Annotated in this window: 22 protein-coding genes; 7 read left to right on the forward strand and 15 right to left on the reverse strand. The window is 70.0% G+C overall.

All coding sequences use genetic code 11. The features are described from left to right. Positions 1–265: 265 nt before the first annotated feature. Both OOZ19_RS21885 and OOZ19_RS21890 read right to left on the reverse strand, forming a co-directional pair. Positions 266–682 carry an SCO2097 family morphological protein gene (locus tag OOZ19_RS21885; protein WP_266092017.1) on the reverse strand — a complete coding sequence of 139 codons (417 nt, stop codon included), beginning with the start codon at positions 680–682 and terminating at the stop codon, positions 266–268. A 254-nt stretch (positions 683–936) separates the two neighbouring features. Further along, positions 937–1,662 (reverse strand): class I SAM-dependent methyltransferase, encoded by a 726-nt coding sequence (locus tag OOZ19_RS21890; protein WP_266092018.1) that lies wholly within the window; start codon positions 1,660–1,662, stop codon positions 937–939. Positions 1,663–1,765: 103 nt separating this feature from the next. On the opposite strand from OOZ19_RS21890, the gene OOZ19_RS21895 reads away from it, so the two are divergent. After that, the gene (locus OOZ19_RS21895; protein WP_266092019.1) at positions 1,766–2,653 is read left to right on the forward strand and encodes a ParA family protein; all 888 of its coding nucleotides are present in this window, start codon (positions 1,766–1,768) and stop codon (positions 2,651–2,653) included. Then, positions 2,653–3,423, forward strand: coding sequence for a DNA-formamidopyrimidine glycosylase family protein (locus OOZ19_RS21900; protein ID WP_266092020.1), 771 nt, complete (start codon positions 2,653–2,655; stop codon positions 3,421–3,423). The genes OOZ19_RS21895 and OOZ19_RS21900 overlap by 1 nt, the downstream gene beginning before the upstream one ends. A gap of 49 nt (positions 3,424–3,472) precedes the next feature. Here the strand turns inward: OOZ19_RS21900 and OOZ19_RS21905 are convergent, their stop codons facing one another. The 8 genes from OOZ19_RS21905 to OOZ19_RS21940 all read right to left on the reverse strand — a co-directional run bounded on the left by OOZ19_RS21905 (position 3,473) and on the right by OOZ19_RS21940 (position 10,375). Continuing rightward, a complete protein-coding gene (locus tag OOZ19_RS21905) occupies positions 3,473–4,750 on the reverse strand; it encodes a uracil-xanthine permease family protein (RefSeq protein ID WP_266092021.1) in 1,278 nt (425 codons plus the stop codon). Positions 4,751–4,925: 175 nt separating this feature from the next. After that, the gene (gene pspM / locus OOZ19_RS21910; protein ID WP_266092022.1) at positions 4,926–5,765 is read right to left on the reverse strand and encodes a phage shock envelope stress response protein PspM; all 840 of its coding nucleotides are present in this window, start codon (positions 5,763–5,765) and stop codon (positions 4,926–4,928) included. Positions 5,766–5,777: 12 nt separating this feature from the next. Next, a complete protein-coding gene (locus tag OOZ19_RS21915) occupies positions 5,778–6,599 on the reverse strand; it encodes a PspA/IM30 family protein (RefSeq protein ID WP_266092023.1) in 822 nt (273 codons plus the stop codon). Between the two features lie 321 nt (positions 6,600–6,920). After that, on the reverse strand, positions 6,921–7,412 hold the full coding sequence (locus tag OOZ19_RS21920) for a helix-turn-helix domain-containing protein (RefSeq protein ID WP_266092024.1): 492 nt from the start codon (positions 7,410–7,412) through the stop codon (positions 6,921–6,923). A 188-nt stretch (positions 7,413–7,600) separates the two neighbouring features. Continuing rightward, positions 7,601–8,077, reverse strand: a complete 477-nt coding sequence (locus OOZ19_RS21925; RefSeq protein ID WP_266092025.1) for a CinA family protein — start codon at positions 8,075–8,077, stop codon at positions 7,601–7,603. Next, positions 8,074–8,700, reverse strand: coding sequence for a CDP-diacylglycerol--glycerol-3-phosphate 3-phosphatidyltransferase (gene pgsA, locus OOZ19_RS21930; protein WP_266092026.1), 627 nt, complete (start codon positions 8,698–8,700; stop codon positions 8,074–8,076). The genes OOZ19_RS21925 and pgsA overlap by 4 nt, the downstream gene beginning before the upstream one ends. Next, on the reverse strand, positions 8,697–10,139 hold the full coding sequence (rimO, locus tag OOZ19_RS21935; protein ID WP_266092027.1) for a 30S ribosomal protein S12 methylthiotransferase RimO: 1,443 nt from the start codon (positions 10,137–10,139) through the stop codon (positions 8,697–8,699). The genes pgsA and rimO overlap by 4 nt, the downstream gene beginning before the upstream one ends. A 47-nt stretch (positions 10,140–10,186) precedes the next feature. Next, the gene (locus OOZ19_RS21940) at positions 10,187–10,375 is read right to left on the reverse strand and encodes a hypothetical protein (protein ID WP_266092028.1); all 189 of its coding nucleotides are present in this window, start codon (positions 10,373–10,375) and stop codon (positions 10,187–10,189) included. Between the two features lie 130 nt (positions 10,376–10,505). Between OOZ19_RS21940 and OOZ19_RS21945 the strand changes: the two genes are divergently transcribed. Beyond that, entirely contained in the window at positions 10,506–11,042 is a 537-nt protein-coding gene (locus OOZ19_RS21945) for an amino-acid N-acetyltransferase (protein ID WP_266092029.1), read from the forward strand. A gap of 6 nt (positions 11,043–11,048) precedes the next feature. Here OOZ19_RS21945 and OOZ19_RS21950 read toward each other — a convergent pair whose 3' ends face one another. The 3 genes from OOZ19_RS21950 to OOZ19_RS21960 all read right to left on the reverse strand — a co-directional run bounded on the left by OOZ19_RS21950 (position 11,049) and on the right by OOZ19_RS21960 (position 13,788). Then, positions 11,049–11,633 carry an RloB family protein gene (locus OOZ19_RS21950; protein ID WP_266092030.1) on the reverse strand — a complete coding sequence of 195 codons (585 nt, stop codon included), beginning with the start codon at positions 11,631–11,633 and terminating at the stop codon, positions 11,049–11,051. Continuing rightward, positions 11,630–12,943, reverse strand: coding sequence for an AAA family ATPase (locus OOZ19_RS21955; RefSeq protein ID WP_266092031.1), 1,314 nt, complete (start codon positions 12,941–12,943; stop codon positions 11,630–11,632). Before OOZ19_RS21955 ends, OOZ19_RS21950 begins: the two co-directional genes overlap by 4 nt. 113 nt (positions 12,944–13,056) lie before the next feature. Further along, complete coding sequence (locus tag OOZ19_RS21960) at positions 13,057–13,788, reverse strand: alpha/beta fold hydrolase (protein WP_266092032.1); 732 nt, start codon at positions 13,786–13,788, stop codon at positions 13,057–13,059. A gap of 204 nt (positions 13,789–13,992) precedes the next feature. Between OOZ19_RS21960 and OOZ19_RS21965 the strand changes: the two genes are divergently transcribed. Together OOZ19_RS21965 and OOZ19_RS21970 are read left to right on the forward strand one after the other, a co-directional pair. Next, entirely contained in the window at positions 13,993–14,559 is a 567-nt protein-coding gene (locus OOZ19_RS21965; RefSeq protein WP_266092033.1) for a phospholipase, read from the forward strand. A 136-nt stretch (positions 14,560–14,695) separates the two neighbouring features. Further along, positions 14,696–15,913 (forward strand): alpha-hydroxy acid oxidase, encoded by a 1,218-nt coding sequence (locus tag OOZ19_RS21970; protein ID WP_266092034.1) that lies wholly within the window; start codon positions 14,696–14,698, stop codon positions 15,911–15,913. A gap of 227 nt (positions 15,914–16,140) precedes the next feature. Here the strand turns inward: OOZ19_RS21970 and OOZ19_RS21975 are convergent, their stop codons facing one another. Both OOZ19_RS21975 and OOZ19_RS21980 read right to left on the reverse strand, forming a co-directional pair. Next, on the reverse strand, positions 16,141–17,421 hold the full coding sequence (locus tag OOZ19_RS21975; RefSeq protein WP_266092035.1) for a sialidase family protein: 1,281 nt from the start codon (positions 17,419–17,421) through the stop codon (positions 16,141–16,143). 194 nt (positions 17,422–17,615) lie between these two features. Then, the gene (locus tag OOZ19_RS21980) at positions 17,616–20,114 is read right to left on the reverse strand and encodes an FtsK/SpoIIIE family DNA translocase (protein WP_266092036.1); all 2,499 of its coding nucleotides are present in this window, start codon (positions 20,112–20,114) and stop codon (positions 17,616–17,618) included. 235 nt (positions 20,115–20,349) lie between these two features. On the opposite strand from OOZ19_RS21980, the gene OOZ19_RS21985 reads away from it, so the two are divergent. Continuing rightward, the gene (locus tag OOZ19_RS21985) at positions 20,350–21,093 is read left to right on the forward strand and encodes a lysophospholipid acyltransferase family protein (protein ID WP_416309480.1); all 744 of its coding nucleotides are present in this window, start codon (positions 20,350–20,352) and stop codon (positions 21,091–21,093) included. Positions 21,094–21,401: 308 nt separating this feature from the next. Next, positions 21,402–22,991 (forward strand): alpha/beta hydrolase, encoded by a 1,590-nt coding sequence (locus tag OOZ19_RS21990; RefSeq protein ID WP_266092038.1) that lies wholly within the window; start codon positions 21,402–21,404, stop codon positions 22,989–22,991. The last annotated feature ends 107 nt before the right edge of the window (positions 22,992–23,098 follow it).

Below are 23,098 nucleotides of genomic sequence, written 5' to 3' on the forward strand. Positions count from 1 at the left end.
GCTGAGGTTCCGCTACCCGGACACCAGAGCAAAAAGAGCCGTGGAAGCAATCACTGAAGAAGACCTTCCACCGCACCACACCAACCACACGCCCAAACCGGGGAAGGCCCTAAGAACACCCCACACGCCAAGCCGAGCGAGACCCCAAACCAACCCACACGCCAAACCGAACCCGGCCTTAGAACCCAACAAACCCGGCGACCGAGGATCCAAGGTCACCGGGTTGATGGTGTAAGTGGGCTGTTGTCTGGGCTTTCGTCCAGGACTACTGCTCGAACCGCCTCCGGAAGCGTTCTTCCATCCGTTGGGTGAAGGATCCACGTTCCCGTGGTTCGGGCTTCTTCCGGTCGCCGCCGGATGAGCCTGCGCTTCCCTCCCCTTCGGATTCCGCTTCTTGGCTGCCACCACGCATCGCGGACAGCACTAGTACTGCTCCGCCGAACATCACGAGGAAGCCGACCACGCTCACCACGGGGATATCGGCCGGTTTGACCGGTATCACCACGCCGAGCACCAGCAGGATCAACCCCAGCGCGAACACGGCGATGCCTTGCAGGCGACGCCGTCGCGACGGACGGTGCAACCGTCCACCGCGCACGGTGGAGACGAACTTCGGATCCTCGGCGTAGAGCGCGCGCTCGATCTGGTCGAGCAGTCGCTGCTCGTGCTCGGAGAGTGGCATGGCTCCTCCTCCGGCACAGGTAACTCAGTGGCGCCGGAGACTCGGAGGGCACACCTCCGAGTGGGAACCCGGCGAACGCTTGGGGGCGTCACCGTCGAGGATACGGTTCCCGCGACGCCACGACTACCCGCAGGGGTCAGGTGACGGATGCAAGGTTGCCGACATCATCCCCTCGGATCAACCGAACGGCCCAGCACCTGGGATTCGACCCGTACTTCCGTCCCGGTTCGCCGCTGCGCGTCGGGCCTCTCCGATCACCCTGGGAGACGTCCGATCGCGTGCAGCCGGGTCGCGATGTCCCGCAGCGGCGGGGTGGCGGCGACCGCGCGTTCGAGTTCGGCGAGGGTGTCGGCGCCTTGCCCTTCGTGGACCGATCCGGGCACCAGGTCGGTGAACACGCCTTGCCCTTGCACCAGGTCCACGACGAGGCCCGCTTCCCGCATGCGCAGTGCGAGTTCGTCGCCGTCGAACCGGCGCAGCACGGTGTCCCCGTCGCCGTCGTGCCTGCCGTCGGGGTCGCGGAACACGTGCAGCGCGTCGGCGGGCCGTCCGGCCAGCGCTCGGGCCAGCACCGCCGCGTAGCGGTTGGACACCAGCACCGACACGGCGCCGCCGGGGGCGGTGGCGGCGACCAGCGAGGAGAGCGAGGCGGCCACGTCGTCGACGTATTCCAGCAGGCCGTGCCCGAGCACCAGGTCGGCGCCGCCGGGCGGCGCGAACGCGTGGAGCGCTTCGGTGTCGCCCTGCAGCGCGGTGATCAGCTGCGCCACTCCGGCGTCGGCGGCGCGGCGTTGCAAGGTGGCCAGCGCGTTCGGACTGGGGTCGACGACGGTGACCTCGCAGCCCGCGGAAGCCAGCGGTACGGCCCAGACTCCGCTGCCGCCGCCGACGTCCAGGACGCGGGGCGGGCGTCCGTCCCGGCGCGCACGGGCCTCGGCGATCTCTTCTTCCAGCACCCGGTGGACGGCGTCGGATCTCATGGGCAGCAGCGTAATGGCGGGTCAGACCGGGCGACGCACCGGCGGGGCGGGACGCCGGGGCGCAGCAGCACACGAGATCGGGCCTGTTCCGTAGGCTACGGGCGTGCAAACGGTGGCAGTGCTCAGCCTCAAGGGCGGTGTCGGGAAGACGACCGTGGTGCTCGGGCTCGCTTCGGCGGCCATGCGCCGCGGCGCGCGGACCTTGGTGGTCGATCTTGATCCGCAGTGCAACGCGACGGCCGCGCTGGAACCGGACGAGACCCGCCTCGGTCTCAGCGATGTCCTCGCCGACCCGCGGGCGGAGGTGGTGCGTTCGGCGGTCGCGCCCAGCGGGTGGGGCGAGGAGGTCGACGTCCTGGTCGGTTCGGAGGACGCCGAGCTCTACAACGGTGGTCCCGACGACGGCAAGGGCGGCTTGGCGAAGCTCACCGAGGCGTTGTCCGCGCTGGACTCGTTGATCGCCGAGGGGGAGCTGCCGTACCAGCTGGTGCTGCTGGACTGCCCGCCGTCGCTGGGCAGGTTGACCCGGTCGGCGTTGATCGCCGCTGATCGCGCGCTGCTGGTCACCGAGCCGACGATCTTCGCGGTGTCCGGGGTGCAGCGCGCGTTCGAGGCGGTGCAGGCGGAGCGCGCGGCGAACAACCCGCGGCTGCAACCGCTGGGCGTGGTGGTCAACCGGGTGCGACCGCGGTCGCACGAGCACCAGTTCCGCATCGAGGAGCTGCGGGAGATCTTCGGACCGCTGGTGATGCCGGTGGCGTTGCCGGATCGGCTCGCGGTGCAGCAGGCGCAGGGCGCGTGCCTGCCGATCCACCAGTGGGGAACGCCAGGCGCCCGCGAGGTGGCGTTGGGCTTCAACCTGCTGCTGGCCCGCACGTTGCGCGCGGGGCGGCGCAGGCAGGGCACCGAGCCGGCGCTGGACGATTCGTTCGACGACGATCCCGGCGATCACGACCCCGAGCTCGACGACGGGTCGCTGCCGGGGGCCTGATGCCCGAGGGGGACACGGTGTTCCTGACCTGCCATCGCCTGCACCAGGCGTTGGCGGGGGAAGTGGTGCTGCGCGGCGAGTTCCGCCACCCGCGGCTGGCCGAGGTGGACGTGACCGGCCGGACGGTGCGCGAGGTGCGCCCGGTGGGCAAGCACTTGCTGGTGCGCTTCGAGGACGGCTGGACGTTGCACAGCCACCTGCGCATGGAGGGCGCCTGGCACTTGTATCCGCCGGGAGCCCGGTGGCGGCGCCCGGCGCACCAGGTCCGCGCGGTGCTCACCGTGGCGCGGCGCAGCGCGGTGGGTTTCGAGCTGCACGAGCTGCGCTGGATCCGCACGGCGGACGAGGGCGAGCTCGTCGGGCACCTGGGGCCGGATCTGCTGGCCGAGGGGTGGGACGCGGCGTCGCACGCCGAAGCGGTGCGCCGTCTCACCGCGGATCCCGCCCGTGAGATCGGTGCGGCGCTGCTGGATCAGGCGGTGCTGGCGGGTTTGGGCAACATCTACCGCACCGAGGTGTGCTTCTTGCTGCGGCGGGCGCCGTCGACGCCGGTGGCCGAGATCGACGCGGACCGGGCGGTGTTGCTGAGCCGCCGCCTGCTGCTGCGCAACGCCTGGAACCCGGAGCAGTCCACCACCGGCGATCCGCGCCGCGACGCCCGCCACTGGGTGTACGGCCGCCGCCGCTGCCTGCGCTGCGGCGGCGCGGTGACCCTTGACGCGCGCCCCGGCGACCGGATCACCTACCACTGCCCGCACTGCCAGCCTTGATGCCCGGACCGGCCGTTCTCGCACCCGGGCACTCGAGCGAGGAGGGACGTCACGCCTCGCGGTGGGCTGAGACGGCGTCGGCCAGGCCGCGCAGCACGGGGTAGACGAGCACGATGCCGATGGAGCCCCACACGAGTCCGGTCAGGCGCAGCGCCCCCAGCGACAGCGTCAGGTCGCCGACTCCGGCGACGAGGGCGGTGCCGAGCACGGTGAGGTTGACGGGATCGGCGAAGTCCACGCCCGCTTCGCTCCAGATCCGCACCCCGACCAGCGCGAGCACGCCGACGACGACGAACAGCGCTCCGCCGAACACGCCCAGCGGCATGGTGCTGATCAGCGCGCTCAGCTTGGGGCAGAACGCGAGGAGCACGGCGCCGACGGCGGCGATCATGCACGCCGCGGTCGAGTACACCCGCGCCGCGGCCATCACCCCCACGTTCGGGGCGTTGCTGCTGAGCGCGGAGCCGCCACCGGCGCCGGCCAGGGTGGTGGCGAGGCCGCCGCCGATGAGCGCGTCGCCGACTTGGCCGTCCAGGTTCCGCCCGCTCATCGCGGCCACGGCTTTGACGTTGCCGACGAGTTCGGCGAGCACCACCAGCACCATGGGCGCCACGAACGGCACCGCGGACAGGTGCAGCTGCGGGGTGACGAACTCGGGCAGCCCGAACCAGGGTGCGCGGGCGACGGCGTCGAGGCGGGCCGGGTCGACCTGGCCGAGCAGCGCGGCGCAGATCCAGCCGCCGAGCACGCCCAGCAGCACGGCGAGCCGCCTCGGCATCCCGCGGCTGAGCACGGTCGCGAGCACCACGATCACCAGGGTGATGGCCGCGGGCACCGGCTGGACACCGAACGAGGACACGGCTTGCGGTGCGAGGCTCAACCCGATCATCAGCACGATGCCCCCGGTGACGACCGGGGGCATCGCAGTTTCCAGCAGGCGCACGCCGAGCGCTTTGACCGCCACTCCGAAGGTGAACACGACGAGGCCCACCATCATGATCGCGCCGAGCAGCGCGCCTTGACCGGCGCCGCCGTGGTCGACGGCGGCGCCCATCGGCACCACGAACGCCACGGAGGCGCCCAGGTAGGCGGGGACCCGGTTGCGGGTGATGAGCAGGAACAGCAAGGTGCCGAGGCCGGAGAGCAGCAGCGTCGTCGAGGCGGGGAATCCGGTCAGCAGCGGCACGAGCATGGTGGTGCCGAACATGGCGATCAGGTGTTGCAGGCCGAACCCGACTGTCAGCGGCCAGCTGAGCCGTTCACCGGACCCCACGACCGCTTCGTCCACCAGCTGACGACCGTCGCCGTGCACGGTCCACAACGCCACATTGCCCTCCCCGACTTTCCCCTCCCCGGGGAACGTTGCCACGTAACGTAGCGACAGTGGGAAGATTACTATTCGGCATCACATAATCAACCCGTCATGGGCTCATTCGAGTGAAAAATGAATCACGCGTGCTGACGTGGAGTCATCAGGGCGTCGTGCTTGACCGGTGCTTTCGTCACTGGCGGGACGAGTCCGCGGAACCCGCGGTGCCGCTCGCCCAGCCCAGCTCGTGCAACGCGGTGGCGAGCCCGGCCAACCGGTCCGTGGCGTCCTGCACCGCGTGGCGCTGCTCCGGTGCCCCGCTGGCCGCGACCGCTCGACCCGCGGCGGCGACCAGGTAGCGGTATCCCTCGATGCCTTCGTCGAGTTCGTCGCGCAGGCGCTTCGCGTCGGCGCGCAGCTCGTCCTGCTCGGTCGCGGGCACGTGCGGCAGCGCCGCCTCCACCGCCTGCAACCGGGACGCGACCTCGCGCAGCGCCGTCGCCGCCCGGTTCGCGGTGACGCGAGCGTCCTCGGCTTCGCCGAAGCCGTCCACGGTGAGCTGCGTCAACGCCTGGTGCATGCTCTGCTCGGCGTCGCGCAGCAACCGCATGGGTTCGCGCGCCCGCGAGCCGCTCGGCGGCAGTTCCACGGGTTCGGGCGCCGGTTCCGGCAGCGGCGTCTTGAGCAGCCGCCGGTAGCGCCGCCACTCGGCGAACGAACCGAACGCCGCCGCGACGGCGACACCGCCGAGGCCGAACGCGGCGACGTCGAGCGAGGTCTCCAGCACGCCCGGAGCCACCGGGATGCCGAACTGGTGCGGCGCGAACGACACGTACGCGCCGGCACCGAGTCCACCCGTGCTCACCGCCCCGGCGGTGGCGTTCTGCCGTGCGCGCTTGCGCTTGCGCAGCAGCCGCGCACGAGGATCCCGCCACTGGGCGAGCTTGCGGCGGACCTGACCGACGACGGGGCCGCGCAGCTCACGCAGCGCGGCCTCGCCCCATTCCGCAAGTTCGTTCTTCCGCGGCGGCATCGTCTTGGCCGATCAGGCCTGGCCGGTCTGCGGGTTCTGCTGCTGTTGCGGGCGGGTGGCCGGCTCGGCCACGTCCCCGCTCGCCTGCTGTCCCCCGGTGACCTGTTGCTGGCCGCCGCCCATCGAGGCGCGCAGCTGCTCCAGCCGGTTCGCGCCAGCGGCGTCGACGGAGGCCTGCTGGACCTCCATCATCCGGCCCTGCACGCTGTTCTGCGCCAGCTCCGCCTCACCGAGCGCGGTCGAGTAGCGCTTCTCGATCTTGTCGCGGACCTCGTCCAGCGACGGCGTGGTGCCGGGCGCGGCCATGTCGCTCATCTGCTTGAGCGAGTTGGACGCCTGCTCCTGCATCTTCGCCTGCTCCAGCTGGCTGAGCAGCTTCGTGCGCTCGGCGATCTTCTGCTGCAGCATCTGGGAGTTGCGCTCGACGGCCTGCTTGGCCTGCTCAGCGGACTGCAGCGACTGGTCGTGCAGCGACTTGAGGTCTTCCACCCCCTGCTCGGCGGTGACGAGCTGGCTCGCCAGCTGGCTGGCGGTCTCCTCGTACTTCTGCGCCTTGGTGACGTCGCCTTCGGCGCGCGCCTGGTCGGCCATCACCAGGGCCTGCCTGGCCGAGGACTGCAGCTTCTCGACTTCGCCGAGCTGGCGGTTGAGCTTCATCTCCAGCTGCCGCTGGTTGCCGATCACCGAGGCCGCCTGCTGGGAGAGTGCCTGGTGCTGGCGCTGCGCATCCTCGATGGCCTGCTGGATCTGCACCTTCGGGTCGGCGTTCTCGTCGATCTTCGACGAGAACGACGCCATCAGGTACTTCCAGAACTTCACGAACGGATTGGCCATCTCCTCCGCCTGCCTTCTCTCCTGCCGGTGCTGCCCGTGCGCGTTGTGCGACCGCCGCGAACCTCGACCCGACGCCTGAGGTCCGGCGCGGAGCCGGCTTCAGCCACGTCGTGTCCTGTCCTCATGATGCCGCCGCACCCATCGTGTCAGGGCGCGGTGTCCGGTTCCACCAGGATGCGTAGATCTCCGGGAAATTCCCCCAGGGACCACGAACGGTCACGACATGATCGAACCAGCACCGCCACCCGAGCTTTCGCCCGGGTGGCGGCCACGGTCCGCACGGTCCACCTGATCAACGCGGCGGAGCCCCGCAAGGTTCCTTCAGGCTGCGACCACCACGCCGCCGGAGCTGCGCAGCGGCGGGCTGATCCGCTGGCTGAGCACCGGCTGCAACCGGTGTTCCTCGGTGAGGTCTTCGCTGGAGAGCTGCGCGTCGATTCCCGCTGCCTCGGTGTCGGCGAAGTCGGCGCCGGACAGGTCGGCCTCGCTGAGGTCGGCCCCCATCAGGCTCGGCACCAGGCGACCACCGTCGAAGTCCGCGGTCCGCTGCTCGACCATCGCCGCAGCGAGCACGGAGCCCGAGCCGTCGAGATCACCGGCGACCGTGACCAGCAGTTCCGGCAGTGGCAGGTCCAGCGCGCCGCAGATCGAGGACAGCAGCTCGCTCGACGCCTCCTTGCGCCCCCGTTCCACCTCGGAGAGGTAGCCGAGGCTCACCCGGGCGGCGCGCGAGACGTCTCGCAGCGTACGAGACTGAGCGGTCCGGGCGCGGCGCAGCCTTTCACCGACTGCTTCCCGCAACAACACGGTCATCGCGCGCCTCCCTCCTTCGTCGCTTACATCGTGCGCTACGCGTCAACGCCCCCTACGTTACTCATCGCGACGCGGTTTACGAGAGCGATCACCCTCTAATCCGCCGAGGGCGAACGTCCCCGCTCCGGCGCGCAAGCGCGAATCGTTGACGATTCCGCAGCACTGGGCCGTCTGGGCACTCCGCAACCTCAACGAAGAATCGTGGCGAAGTGTTCCAACGCCACTCGAACGGCCGCCGTCCGCACGGCCGCGCGATCACCGTCGAGCCGCGTGGAGAGCACGGTCGTGCCGGTCGCTCCCGCGAATCCCAGGTGCACGGTGCCCGGCGCGGCCCCGTCCTGCGGGTCTGGCCCTGCCACCCCGGTCAAGCCCACTCCCCAGGTAGCGCCGCAGCGGTCGCGCGCTCCGGCCGCGAGCTGTTCGGCCACCTTCGGCTGCACCGCGCCACCGGTCGCCAGCAGCGCGGGGTCGACCCCGGCGAGGTCGGCCTTCAGGTCGGTGGCGTAGACGATCAGACCGCCGCGCACCACGGCGCTGGCGCCGGGCACGTCGGTCAGCGCCACCGCCAGCAGTCCCGCGGTCAGCGATTCGGCCGTGGCCACGGTCTCGCCGCGGCGGCGCAGCAGCTCCAGCACGTCCGCCGCGCCGGCGGGCGAGTCGTTCACGAGCGCGTCGCCGTCGTCCGGCGACCACGCGCCCGCAGCCGCACGGCTTGCACCACGTAATCCACTCCGGTCACCACGGTGACCAGCACCGCGGCCCCCATCACGATCCAGCGCACCGGTTCGATCAGCCCGCCGAGCGGCACCAGGTACGCGGTGATCGCGATGGCTTGCAGCAGGGTCTTGAGCTTCCCGCCGCGGCTGGCGGGGATCACGCCGTGGCGGATCACCCAGAACCGCAGCAGTGTGACGAACAGCTCACGCGCGATGATCAGCAGCGTGACCCACCACGGCAGGTCGCCGACCACGCTGAGGCCGATCAGCGCGGCCCCGGTCAGCGCCTTGTCCGCGATCGGGTCGGCGATCTTGCCGAAGTCGGTGATCAGGCCGCGCTTGCGGGCGAGCTCTCCGTCGATGCGATCGGTGATGGCGGCGACCAGGAACACGACGACCGCGGCCCACCGCCACAGCGGCTGATGCCCGTCCTCCCACAGCAGCGCCACCAGGAACACCGGTACCAGTGCGAGGCGGGAGACGGTCAGCACGTTGGCGATGTTCAGCAGCGGCACCTGGCGGGGCTCCCCGCTTTGGGCGGATGATCCCGAGGCCGCGCCTTCGGTCGTCATGGTGTCTCCCCGGACCGTTGCCGTTCGGGCTCGTCGCCGATCGGGCGCACCACGAGGTCGACGCCTTCGCTGGCGATCACCCGGCAGTGCAGCACGTCGCCCACGGCGACCGTCCCAGGATCAGTGACGAGGCATTCGCCGTCCACCTCCGGGCCTTGGTGTTCGGCGCGCCCGGCGCAGCCGTCCTCGTGCTCGGTGTCGCGTTCGATCAGCACCCGGACCTCGCTGCCGATGCGGTCCTCGGCGCGCTGGTCGGTGAGTTCGTCGACGAGCGCGGACATCCCGGCGACGCGTTCGGCGACGACGTCTTCGTCGAGCTTGCCGTCGAAGCCTTCGGCTTCGGTGCCGTCCTCGTCGGAGTAGCCGAAGACGCCGACGGCGTCGAGGCGGGCGCGGGTCAGGAAGTCGCGCAGTTCCGCGTAGTCCTCCTCCGTCTCGCCGGGGAAGCCGACGATGACGTTGCTTCGGATCCCGGCTTCGGGTGCGAGCTCGCGGATCTGGTCGATGAGCCCGAGGAAGGATTCGGTGGATCCGAAGCGCCGCATCCGCCGCAGCACGGATCCGCTGGCGTGCTGGAAGGACAGGTCGAAGTAGGGCGCGACGCCGGGCGTGGTGGCGATGGCGCGGACCAGGCCGGGCCGGGTCTCCGCGGGCTGGAGGTACGACACGCGGACGCGGTCGATGCCGTCGATGCCCGCGAGCCGGGGCAGCAGGGTCTCCAGCGCGCGGGCGTCGGAGAGGTCCTTGCCGTAGGAGGTGGAGTTCTCGCTGACCAGGAACAGCTCGCGCACGCCCTGGGTGGCCAGCCAGGCCGCTTCCCCGAGGACTTCGTCGGGCTTGCGGGACAGGAAGGAGCCGCGGAAGGCGGGGATGGCGCAGAACGTGCAGCGCCGGTCGCAGCCGGAGGCCAGCTTCAGCGAGGCGACGGGGGCGTTGTCCAGCCTGCGGCGCGTCACCCGCGTCGAGGGCACCCAGCCGTGGCCGGGCACCGCGACCTCGGTGGCGGCGGCGGGGCGTTCGACCGGGGTGATCGGCAGCATCGTGCGGCGGTCCCGCGGCTGGTGCGAGGCGAGCGGGCGGTCCTCGACCACGTCGTCGAGCCGCTCGGCGAGCTGCGCGTAGTGGTCGAAACCGAGCACCGCGTCCGCTTCGGGAAGCTGTTCGGCGAGTTCCTGGCCGTAGCGTTCGGCCATGCAGCCCACCGCGACGACCTTCGCGCCGGTGTCGGCCGCGGCCAGCAGCGTGTCCACCGAGTCCTTCTTCGCCGATTCGACGAAGCCGCAGGTGTTGACGACCACGACGTCCGCGGAATCCTCGCCGTCGACCAGGTTCCAGCCGCGCTCGTGGAGGGTCCCGGCGAGTTCTTCGGAATCGACTTCGTTGCGCGCGCATCCCAGAGTGACCATGGACACTCGGCGCGGTGTGGACCCAGCAGGCATGACCCGAGGTTAGCCGCCGCCCTGAGCTCCGCTTCGCCCGCGCCCGGTCAGCGTTGCGGCAGGACGTCGACGGGGATCTCCGCGGCCACGTCCCCGGGCAGCTTCAGCGTTTCACCGGGGGCGTAGGTGGCGGCACTACGGTGCTCGCCGCCCTCCGGGCGCCACAGCACCTTCGCCTCTCCGTGGCGGCGGTCGCCGATGAGGTACACGGGTATTCCGGCCCGCGTCAGCCCCACCTCCTGGTCCGAGCCTAGCGCGCAGCACCACCGCCAGTAACGATCTGACCACCGAGCGAGGTCTTCCGATCACCGTGCGCAATCCGAGGGCACATCGACTCCAGCGTGCCGGAAAGGTAGCATCTCGTCCATGCATGATTATGCGGCCGAGGCGATATCGATTCGGCGGGCACGGGTGGGGGACGTCCGCGGGATCAAGGCCCTGGTCGACTCGTACGCGGGCAAGGTGCTGCTGGCCAAGGAGCTCGTGACGCTCTACGAGCACGTCCAGGAGTTCTGGGTCGCCGAGCTCACCGCGCCCGACGACAGGCCACCCCAGCTGGTCGGGTGCGGCGCGCTGCACGTGCTGTGGGAGGACCTCGCCGAGATCCGCACCGTCGCGGTCGATCCGGCTGCCCGCGGTCACGGCGTCGGCCACCGCGTGGTCGGTCGTCTCGTGGAGCTCGCCGTCGAACTCGGCCTGACCCGCGTCTTCGTGCTCACCTTCGAGACCGCGTTCTTCCACCGCCACGGCTTCGCCCCGATCGACGGCGCCCCGGTCTCCCCCGACGTCTACGACGAGATGCGCCGCTCCGCAGACGAAGGCGTCGCCGAATTCCTCGACCTCCCGTACGTCAAGCCCAACACCCTCGGCAACACCCGAATGCTCCTCGACCTCCCCGGCTGACGAGCGTCACGTCGCACGCCCGTCCATCACGTCGACCAGCCGCCAGACACCACTGGACGGATTGCGCTGGTGCTCGCATTCGTGCTCGCACCTGCGCTCGGCCCGCGCCCGCGCATCGGCCAAACCCTCCTTGTAATCGTCGAAGACGATCGACGCCTTCCGGTAGTGCCGCACGTAACGCTTGAGCCTGCGCTCAGCCGTCGCGCAGTCGGGTAACGCGCCGTCGTAGTCCTCGAAGTGCAGGAGCAGCCAGTACTCGAAGCACGGGTTGGACACAGCCAGCCTGATCTTCGCCTGCTTGGCGGCGGCGCGCGCCGCGTCGATGTCGAACTCGTCCACGTCGACCACGCACCAGATCTCGTCGTAGGCGTCGGGATTCCTGTTCCGCCACCGCTTGGCCTTCGACACCAGCGTGACCGGATCGACCGCCTCGCTCTCGAACTGCACGTCGACGGCCAGGGTTCGGAGGTGCGAGCGCAGCGCGCAGAAGTACTGGCGCTCGGTCTCCGCCGCGCCGCACAGCACCAGCACCAGGGGCTTCGAGGTCAGCTTGGGCCGACGACGTCCGCCCCTGTTCTCCCGACGGGTCACCGGTCGACCCCGAACGCCTCCGCGAATCGCTCGGCCGCTGTGAACGGGACCGCGCCGTAACTGCCGTGCAGGTAGCGCCGTTCGTAGTTCTCGCTCTTGCGCGGTTTGAAGTCGGACAACGCGTAGAGCGAACTCCGCCCGGCGCGGTCCTTCTCCACGAACCACACCGAATCACGCGGGAGCGATTCCTCGTCGAGCATCGTGCCGAGCAGGCTCGTGTCGTGGGTGGTGAGGATCAGCTGGGCCTGGCTGGTGTTGATCCGCTCGTCCCGGAACAGTCCGATCAGCCGGGAGCTGAGCAACGGATGCAGGCTGGTGTCGATCTCGTCGACGACGAGGACGGAGCCGGCGCGGAGCGCGGACAAGACTACCGGCAGCAGCCCGATCCACTGCTGCGTGCCCTGTGATTCGTCGCGGAGATCGAACAGCTCCTCGCCGCTTTCCGCGTGCGCGAACTTGAGCAGCGTCTCCACATCCGGGCCACGGGCCTCCAGTTCGGCCACCCGGGATTTCCAGCGGTCTGCTTCTTCGGACTCACCCGCTTCCTCAGCCCGCTTCGCGCGCCACAGGTACGACTCGATGCGGCTGCGATCTTCGCGTCGCTCCACCTGGACATCCGCGATGCCGAGGTCCGCCGCTCGGATCAGGTTCAACACCTGCTCCCGAGAGGTGTGACCACGTTCCAAGAGCTCGGCTAGTCGTCTAGCTCCGAGCATCGCCGGGCGGCTCGCAGCTGAGCTCCGGAATCGCAGGGTGCGCACGAACCACCGGTGAACCGGCTGGATCTCATCGAACCGGGACTGCCCTGCCACGGAGAGCAGCAGGGCGTTCTCCCGAGTCATCTCCTCCAGCACCTCGCGCTTGACCTTCGCCGTCCGGACGGTCGAGCCGAACTTCACCTCACGGCCTTCGCGTTCGAAGAGCACCCGGCGCCGGTTCTCCGGATACGAGTAGAGCCACTCCTCGCGCACGGCGGAGTCGTCCAGGACGAACCCGTAGGTGTAACGGACGGACTCGATGACCAGCTCGACGACGAAGGTCGAGGGTTCTGCTCGTAGCGCGGGGTCGAGCCGGAACGGTCGCCTCGGCACACCATCGTCACCGTCCGCGTCCCAGTGGCCGAAGGAATCCACCACTGCCGACCGCATGAACCGCAACCCGTCCAGCAGGTTGGATTTGCCGGACGCGTTGGCCCCGTAGATCGCCGCCACCGGCAGGACTTCACGCGTCTTGTCGTAGGCGGGCATCAGGAGCAGCTCCTGCTCCTTCGCGAACGAGCGGTGGTTGCCGAGCCGGAAGCTCCGGAGCATGGGACACCTTCCGAGGTCGAGCTTCGAGCCTTATCGTGCAAGTTAACCGCAAAAAACGGCCTGAGGGTACCGCAGCAGGCGTGTTCGCAGCGACACCATCGGGCGATCACCGCTCAGAAGAGATCGGCGATGGCTTCGGTGGTTCTGGGGGCGTTCTCCAACCAGAACTCGTGGGTGATGCCGTCCAAGCGGCGCAGGTCCCAGCCGAGGCGTTCCAGGTCGGCCGCCAGTGCCGGGGGCACGACCGCGTCGCCTTCGGCGGAGAGCACCACGGTGCTGGGCACGGCAGGTACCGCCGGGACGAACGGGTGGTGGGCGATGTCGCGGTAGACCTCGCCGATCATCTTCTTGTCGAACCTGCGCTTCGCGCGCTCGGTGAGTTCGCGGGTGCGCGGGGTGTGCGCGGCGGCGGCCTGCTGCTGGTGGCCCCGGCGAGCGAGGGCGCTGATCACGAGGCTCACCGTGGGGGCCGCCCAGAACAGCCGGGCCCGCCAGCCGCTCGTCGGCAGCGCCAGCTGGAACCCCGGATCCAGGTACAGCGCGTGCTTCGGCGCCAGCGCTTCGACCGCGCGGGGCACGATCGAGCCGCCCAGCGAGTGGCAGGCCAGCACGTCCAGCCCCGTCGGCAGCGTGTCGACCAGGTCCGCGGCGAAGTCGTCGATCAGGTAGGAGCCGCCGCGCGGGCTGTCCCCGTGGCCGCGCAGGTCGACCGCGATCACGGTGTGCTCACCGCCTGCGGCCAGCGGCGCGGCGAAGTCGTGCCACAGCTCGCCCGACTGCCCCAGGCCGTGCACCAGGCCGACGGTGCGGGGTCCGCCGCCGAACGTCGTCGTGTTGAGCTTCATCGCCGTCCTTCTCCGAGCGCGTGATCGGCACCGAGCCTAGGCGGCTCCGGTGTCGCCGTTCCCGAGACCACCAGACACCCGATGGCGGCACATCATCCGAGCTTCACGCGGCGAAAACCCGCCTGATCCCGCGCGTACCACGCGAAACGGCTATAACACCGGTGTTGATCCTTGCAGGCCCCACCCTGATCACGAGGAGATCCCGTGTTCCGTTCCGCCACTTCCCGCCGCGGGCTCGTCGCGTCCGTCGCCGCGGGCGCCGCGATGCTGCTGTCCGTCGGTACCGCCTACGCGGACCTCCCCGACGACGAGCTGCGGCAGGTCACCGACCAGTACCTGTTCGAGACCTCGCTGAGCGACTTCATCGATCTGCGGTCCGAGCAGCCGCACTCCGGCCAGCTGGACTGGTCGTCGGACAGCTGTTCCTGGTCGCCGGACGAGCCGCTGGGCTACGACTTCTCCACCAGCTGCGACCGGCACGACTTCGGCTACCGCAACTACAAGGCGCAGGACCGGTTCTCCGAGGACAACCGGTTGCGCATCGACGACAACTTCAAGGCCGACATGTACTCGGGCTGCGCCGATGACTCGACGTGCGAGGCCGCCGCGAACGTCTACTACGAGGCCGTGCGCCAGTTCGGCAACATGAGCGCGTCCACGGCGGAGGCGGTCGAGCAGGCCGACGTCAAGCCGGTCCACGCCGAGTCCGGCCAGGTCGTGGGCTTCGAGGCGAAGACGCGCACCGGGGAGACGATGCGCTTCGACTCCTGATCCGATTCGCCGATGCGGGCGCGGTCACCGGTTCCTGGGTGACCGCGCCCGTTGCCGCCGGACGGTGTTTCGCCGCCGCTGGGCTGGGTAATGTCGCCCGCGTCCGGCGATGACGACGTAGAGGAGACGGTGCTCGATGGTGCGGCGGCAGATTCCACGCTGGTCCGAGTTGCGCCCGCTGCTGCGGGTGGAACCGCCGAAGTTGAACCCGACGGAGCGGCGCCTGTCGCAGGCGCACACCATCGCGGACCTGCGGACGATCGCGCGTCGCCGCACCCCGCGCGCGGTGTTCGACTACACCGACGGCGCGGCGGAGAGCGAGACGAGCCTGCGACGGGCCCGGCGGACGTTCCGCGAGATCGAGTTCCACCCGTCGGTGCTGCGAGACGTGTCTACAGTGGACACGAGCAGGACGATCCTCGGCGAGCCGTCGGCGATGCCGTTCTCGTTGGCCCCCACGGGTTTCACGCGGATGATGAACCACGAGGGCGAGCCCGCGGTGGCGCGGGTGGCCGAGCGCGCGGGCATCCCCTACAGCCTGTCCACGATGGGGACGACGTCCGTCGAGGACCTCGCCGCGGCGGCGCCAGGGGCGCGCAAGTGGTTCCAGCTCTACGTGTGGCGCGACCGGTCCGCGGGCCTGGAACTGGTGCGCCGGGCGAAGGAGGCCGGGTACGAGGCGCTGATGCTCACCGTGGACACGGCGGTCGCGGGCGCGCGGATGCGGGACGTGCGCAACGGTTTGACGATTCCGCCGTCGCTGACGGCGAAGACGATCGCCGAGGGCGCGCTGCACCCGGCGTGGTGGATCAACCTGCTCACCACGGAGCCGTTGCGGTTCGCGTCGTTCACCCGCTGGGAAGGCACCGTCGCCGAGCTGATGAACGAGATGTTCGACCCGTCGCTGAGCTTCGCCGACGTGGAGTGGCTGCGGGAGATCTGGGACGGCCCGCTGATCATCAAGGGGCTGCAGAACGCGGCGGACGCGAGCAAGGTCGTGGAGCTCGGCGCGGACGCGGTGGTCCTGTCCAACCACGGTGGCCGCCAGCTGGACCGGGCGCCGACGATGCTGGAACTGCTGCCTCGGGTGCGCGACGCGATCGGGGACCGCGGCGAGATCATGCTGGACACCGGCATCCTCAACGGCGCCGACATCGTGGCGGCGGTGGCGCGCGGAGCCGATTCCTGCCTGGTGGGCCGCGCCTACCTGTACGGCCTGATGGCGGGCGGCGAGCGCGGCGCCCAGCGCGCCGTCGACATCCTGCGCACGGAGATCGAACGCACGATGCGCCTGCTCGGCGTGGACTCCCTGGCCAAGCTCGACGACTCGTACGCGACCCTGCGCACCCACTGACGGAGAGGCCGCGCCACCCGGCCGACCATCGTCCGGTCACCGGCGAAGCCGCTGAGCAGCGACCACCAGAGCAAGACGACCACCGGCGGGTTCTCAGTGGCCTTCTCACGAGGGCAGCAATTGCGCGCGTGGCGGAAGCCACTCGCGAAATTGATCCCGCAGCGAGAAGACCACTGAGGTTCCGCTACCTCACCCCTGAGCAGAGCGACCAGCTCCGCCCGGAGAGATCAACGCCCCGGTCGCGGGTCGAGCGGGGTGCGCTCGGTGTTCGCCGTGGCGGCGTCGCCGGAACCGTCGATCGATCCGGTGCCGAAGAAGGCCTCGCAGGGCCCGCCGATGTACTTCTCGAAGTCCGTGACCACGTGGATCAGCGACTCGCCGTCCTCGGTGGGCACCACCGACGGGCTGAAGCCGCGGCAGGTGCTGCCCTGGTTGTACTCGATGTGCACCGGCGCGTCGATCTCGCGCCAGCCGCGGGACAGGTCCGACGGGTGGTCGTTGACCATCAGGGTCTTGCCGTTGCCGGGCGCCCAGCCGCCTTCGTCGCCCGCGAGCATCTGGTACGCGAGCACGAGCCTGCCGTTGGGGTCGTCACCGGGAGCCCAGGTGATCGTCGGGGTGCCCAGCGGCTGCCCGCCGGTCTCCGAGACGATTTCGGTGCCCGGGTCGCGGGGGTCGCCCCAGTCCCAGCCGTCCTCGGATTCGCGCATCCACACCGTGCACGTGTGCACCGGGTCGAAGTTGCACATTTCGTAGGTCATCACATAGGTGCCGTCCGGCAATTGGCGGACACCGGCCATCCCGGGGCGCACCCGGAATTCGTCCTGCTTGATCGCATCACGCTCGTCGGTCCAGGTGATGCCGTCCTTGGAGCGGATCTGAACCATTTTCTGATCGTGGTTCGGATCCATGTCGTCGGAGTAGAACGCGACCAGGTCACCTTGTTCGGAGACGGTGAATTCCGGCTCCCAGATTCCTGGTCCCGGTGGCTTCGAGATCACGTCGGACATGTACGACCAGGTTCGCCCTTGGTCGTCGCTGCGCCACAGCCGGACGCTGCTGGTCCGGGTCTCCTCATCCGCGCCGACTCCGGCGGTCCCCGCCCACAGCAGGGTGCCCGCGGGCATGTCGCCGACCTGCCGGGGCAGTTCGTAGAGCGTGGAGCAGCACATGCCCTTGGTGTCCTCGCCCGCCGGGTCGCGGATCTCGCCGACCGGTTGGAAGGACTTGCCGTCGTCGGTGCTCTCGTAGATCACCGCACGTCCGGCGTTGTCCACGTAGGTGGTCATGCTGGCCATGACGCGCCCGTTGGCGGCACCGCTGTTCTCGAGCCGGACCAGGCGCGGGTAGCTGCTGCCGCCTTGCCGGAACATCTCGCCCTTCGAGATGTCCATCGGCGTCACGTCACCGGCCGGCGGCTCGGCCCAGGCCGCGGCCTGGTACCAGCCGGTGAGCAGCAGCACCGACAGCGCGGTGGCGGCACCGGCTCGTGCTTTCTTGCCGTTCATCGCGAACCTTTCGGTCGAGGAGCGGCGCAGAATATATCTCGCGATGATCAGTCCGTGAACCCTCGTGGCACATTTCCACCACTCCCCCGAGTGGCGGTGTCGTAGTCGTGAAAAATACGCGCCGAAGTCATTGCCGCGACGAAAATCACCGGTAAATACGGCAACGACCCCACCTGATCAGGCGGGGCCGTCGATCACTCCTCGGAATCCGGTGGCGGACCGCCGCGAATTGAGTACAGAGCGTTTTCCAACTCGTCCGGTTTCACCAGCACGTCGCGCGCCTTCGACCCTTCGGAGGGTCCGACGACACCGCGCGATTCGAGCAGGTCCATGAGCCGGCCCGCTTTGGCGAACCCGACGCGCAGCTTCCGCTGCAGCATCGACGTGGAGCCGAACTGGCTGGTGACGACCAGTTCGGTGGCCTGCAGCAGCACGTCGAGGTCGTCGCCGATGTCGGAATCGACTTCCTTCTTCTCGCCCGCCTTGGCCGCGGTGACGCCGTCGGTGTAGTCCGGCTCGGCCTGCTCCTTGGTGTAGGACACGACGCGGTGGATCTCTTCGTCGCTGACGAAGGAACCCTGCACGCGCTGCGGCCGTCCGGCGCCCATCGGCAGGTACAGCGCGTCGCCCATGCCGATCAGCTTCTCGGCGCCCGGCTGGTCAAGGATGACCCGCGAGTCGGTGAGCGAGGACGTGGCGAACGCGAGCCGCGAAGGCACGTTCGTCTTGATCAGGCCGGTGACGACGTCCACCGAGGGCCGCTGGGTGGCGAGCACCAGGTGGATCCCGGCGGCGCGGGCCTTCTGCGTGATCCGCACGATCGCGTCCTCCACGTCGCGCGGCGCGGTCATCATCAGGTCCGCGAGCTCGTCGACGATGGCCAGGATGTACGGATAAGGCCGGTATTCGCGTTCGCTGCCGGGCGGCGCGGTGATCTCACCGGAGCGGACCTTGGTGTTGAAGTCGTCGATGTGGCGCACCCGGTTGGCCTGCATGTCCTGGTAGCGCTGTTCCATCTCGTCCACCAGCCAGCCCAGCGCGGCGGCGGCCTTCTTCGGCTGGGTGATGATGGGCGTGATCAGGTGCGGGATGCCCTCGTACGGGGTGAGCTCGACCATCTTCGGGTCGATCAGGATCATCCGGACCTCTTGCGGCGTGGCCCGCGCCAGCAGCGACACCAGCATCGAGTTCACGAAGCTGGACTTGCCCGAACCGGTCGAACCCGCGCACAGCAGGTGCGGCATCTTCGCGAGGTTCGCGGTGACCATGTGGCCTTCGATGTCCTTGCCCAGGCCCATCACGAGCGGGTGCTCGTCACCGGAGGCGGTGGTGGAGCGCAGCACGTCGCCCAGCCGCACCATTTCGCGGTCGCTGTTGGGCACCTCGATGCCCACGGCGGACTTGCCGGGGATCGGCGCGAGCAGCCGCACGTTGTCGGTGGCGGCGGCGTAGGCGATGTTCTTGGTCAGCGCGGTGATCTTCTCGACCTTCACGCCGGGCCCGAGTTCGACCTCGTAGCGGGTGACGGTCGGGCCGCGCACGAAGCCGGTGACCTGCGCGTCGATGTTGAACTGCTCCAGGACGGCGGTGATCGCCTCGATCATGGAGTCGTTGGCCTTGCTGCGCGTCTTCGGCGCGTCCCCACCGGTGAGCGAGTCCAGCGGCGGCAGCTTGTAGTCGCCTTCGACGGCGCGGCTGATGGTGAGCTTGCCGGTGTCGGCGGGCTCGTCGGCCGTGTCGGCGGCGGGCACCTCGGCCGCCGCGGCCTTCGCCTTCCCGCGCGGCTTGGTGGGGGCCTCTTCGGGCACGTCGTCGATGGAGAGCTGATCGCTCTTGGCCTTGCCGCCGCTCTTGGCGGTGCCCTCGTCCACGGGCGTCGAGGCCTGGCGGCGCCGCGACGGGCGGCGCAGCTTCACCGTCTCGGGCGCGACCTCCTCAGCGGCGGGTTCGCCGTCTTCGACGGGCTTGCCGAGCAGGTGGTTGCGCACGGTGGCGAGCGTGGTGTCGGTGAGCAGCATCAGCCCGAACAGCGCCACGAGCACCAGCACGGGCACCGCGACCCAGCCGGTGAGCCCTTGCGCCAGCGGCCCGCCGGCGAGGAAGCCGAGCACGCCGCCCGCGGCGGGCCAGTCCTGCCAGCCGCTCGGCGCGCCGGAGCCGATGTGCAGCACGCCCAGCGCGCTCCAGCCGAGCAGCACCGAACCGAGCACCACGCGCGGCCGGGCTTCGGGGTTGTTGTCTGTGCTGGCGAAGAACACCGCGACCCCGGCGACGACGATCGGCAGCACCAGCACCGCGTTGCCGATGACGAACCGCAGCCCCCAGTCGAGCCACTGCCCGACGGGGCCGCCCGCGTGCCACCAGATGCCGGCCGCGGTGATCACGGCGGCGGCGAGCGCGATGATCGCGAGCCCGGTGCGCCCGTGCGCGGGGTCGATGTCCTTGGCGCGGCGCAGCACACCGCCCGTTCTGGGCTGGCCGCGCTGCGCGGTGGGCTTCTTCGCCGGGGCGCGGCGCGGCGCGTGGGTGGAGCCGCGGGAAGAGCCACCGCTGGAGGTGGTCTTGCGGCTTTTCGCGGCACTGCCGTTGCTCTTCGTGCCGCCTGAGCTGCGTGTTGAGCTCTGGGCCCTGCTCTTCGAACCGGGTTGGGACTGGTTCTTGCGCTGGGCGCCGCTCGTGGTCCGGCCCGCCATGGGACTTACGGTATCTTGACCGGCCCCTTGCGTCACAGGTGGCACAGCGGCCACGGGGGTGTCGGGCCCGGGAATTTCACGTCTTGCGTCCACCGTTTCCGCCCTTGTGCGATCCTCACTCGTCATGGTCGCCCAGCCCGTAGATCCAGTAGAGCCGACACGCCGCACCCCGCAGGCGTCCCAGCGGTCCCGCACCCGGTTGTTCCGGGAGGCGCCGCTGCTGTGGCGGGCGCTGCTGCGAGTGGACCGCGCGCTGATCCTGCTCACGGGTCGCCTGGAGGTGACCGGTGACGTGCCGGACGAGTTGCGCGGCAGGCCGCTGCTGCTGGCTTCGAACCACGTCGGCAACATCGACGCGCTGGTCGTGATGGCGGCGTGCGGCCGTCGGCGGCTGGCGCTGCGCTTCCTCGCCACGGGCGGCTTGTTCGACACCCCGGTGCTCGGTTCGATGCTGCGCCACTGCCACCACGTGCGCGCCGATCGAGGCAAGGCCAACGCGGCGCAGGCGCTGGACCACGTGGTCGGCGCGCTGGAGGAGGACCACCGCCCGGTGCTGGTGTACCCGGAGGGCCGGATCAGCCTGGAGCCCGGTCTGTGGCCGGAGCGCGGCAAGACCGGGGTGGCCCGGATGGCGCTCGCCTCGCGTGCACCGGTGATCCCGATCAGCCAGTGGGGCGCGCACGAGGCCATGTGCTACGGGATGCTGCGCGTCGAGAGCTCCCGCGACGTGCGGGTGCTGCTGTCGTCGTGGTTCGCGGCGATCCGCCGCCGCCCGGTGCTCAAGGTGCACTTCGGCGACCCGGTGGACCTGAGCGACCTGTCCGCCGACCGCGCCGGTGACGCCGTGCGCGCCAGGGACCGCATCATGCGCGCGATCACGGCGGGCCTCGTGCCGCTGCGCGCGGACGAGCCGGACGCGCCCCGCCACGAGGACCCGACCCGCGAGGTCACCGGCAAGCGCAGCCCCTGGCGTCCGTGACGGACTCGCCGGCTACGGGCTCGTCCTTCGTCGAACGCGACAGGCCGGCAGCCGGTTGGTCTCGGCACCACTCGCGACGACCGAATGCGACAGGTTTCGTCTCCCCCAGCCGGCGCTATCGAGCGGCGTTCCCATCGGATTCGCCACTGCCCGCGATCGGCCGGACGTCTTGGGTCACCAATACCGTTCAACTGGGAATGCGCGTAATCGTGCGGATTCGCGAAACACCTGGTGGAATGCGGACGCCCTGAGCAGACTGAGCCGATCGGCACCCGCCGCGGGCGCCGAAACGGACATCGAGGAATGAAGTGCAGAAAACAGCGACCGCGACAGCGGCGACCGGCTTGCTGGCCGCCAGCCTGCTGTTCGCACCGGCGAGTTCCGCCGCCCCGACCGCCCCGGCTCCCTTCGAACCCGCCCCGATCTCCTGGGGTCCTTGCGAGGACGAGTCCTTGCAGAAAGCGGGCGCCGAATGCGGAATGCTCGAAGTTCCCCTGGACTACGCGAATCCGGACGGGGAGAAGATCTCACTCGCCGTGTCGCAGGTGAAGCACACCGTGCCCGCGGACCAGTACCAGGGCGCGATGCTGCTCAACCCCGGCGGTCCCGGCGGTTCCGGCTTGTACTTGGCCACGTTGGGCGAGTCGGTTCCCCACGGCGCGGGTGCCGCCTACGACTGGGTCGGTTTCGATCCGCGCGGTGTCGGTTCGAGCAGGCCCGCGCTGTCCTGCGACCCGAACTACTTCGGCCACGACCGGCCCGACTACCTGCCGACCACTCCGGAGAAGGAGCAGGAGTGGCTCACCCGCACCTCCGGTTACGCGGAGGCGTGCGGCAAGACCGGCGGGGCGCTGCTGGACCACATGAAGACGACGGATTCCGTCGAGGACATGGAGAGCATCCGCAAGGCGCTCGGCCAGGAGGAGCTGAACTACTACGGCTTCTCCTACGGCACCTACCTCGGGCAGGTCTACGGCACGCTGCACCCCGAGCGGCTGCGCCGGGTCGTGATGGACGGCGTCGTCAACGCCGAGGACGTCTGGTACGACGCGAACCTGAACCAGGACGTCGCGTTCGATCGCAACATCAAGATCTTCTTCGATTGGGTCGCCCGCTACGACTCGGTGTACCACCTGGGCACCACCGGAGCGCAGGTCGAGCGGCTCTACTACGAGCAGCGCGCGAAGCTCGACGCACAACCGGCGGGCGGCGAGATCGGCTCGTCGGAGTGGACCGACCTGTTCCTGTCCGCGGGCTACGGGCAGACCGGGTGGGACAAGCGCGCCAAGGCGTTCGCGGGCTGGGTGCACCACGGTGACTGGCAGCCGCTGGTGGACATCTACGACGCGTCCAACACGCCCGGCGACGACAACGGTTTCGCCGTCTACAACGCCGTCCAGTGCACCGACGTGCAATGGCCGCAGCAGTGGGGGCGCTGGCGCGCCGACAACTGGGTCACGCACGCGAAAGCACCGTTCGAGACCTGGGCGAACGCCTGGTACAACGCTTCCTGCCTGGACTGGCCGGCGAAGGCGGGAACGCCGGTGAACGTCGACGGCGGCAACGTCGAGGGCGCGTTGCTGATCAGCGAGGAACTGGACGCGGCGACCCCGTTCCCCGGAGCGCTGGAGGCCCGCGAGCGGTTCCCGAACGCGAGCCTGATCAGCCTGCCCGGCGGCACGACGCACTCCGGTTCGCTGTCCGGCAACGGCTGCGTCGACGACCGCATCGCCGAGTACCTGACCACCGGCGCCCTGCCCGAGCGCAAGCCCGGCGAGGGTTCGGACGTCACCTGCGAACCCCTCCCCCAGCCGACGCCGGAAGGTGCGGCGACCATCGGCCCGGAGCGCACGGAGCAGCCGAAGGTGCTCCAGGACGCACTGCGCCACTGGCGCTGATCAACACCGACGAGGGCCGCACCGGATCCCGGTGCGGCCCTCGCGTGCGTTCAGGGGCCGCTGGACCGGCCACCGCGCGTTCCCGGAGTGGTGCCGGGCCCTAGGAG

Source organism: Saccharopolyspora sp. NFXS83 (assembly GCF_026241095.1).
Lineage (GTDB): Bacteria > Actinomycetota > Actinomycetes > Mycobacteriales > Pseudonocardiaceae > Saccharopolyspora_C.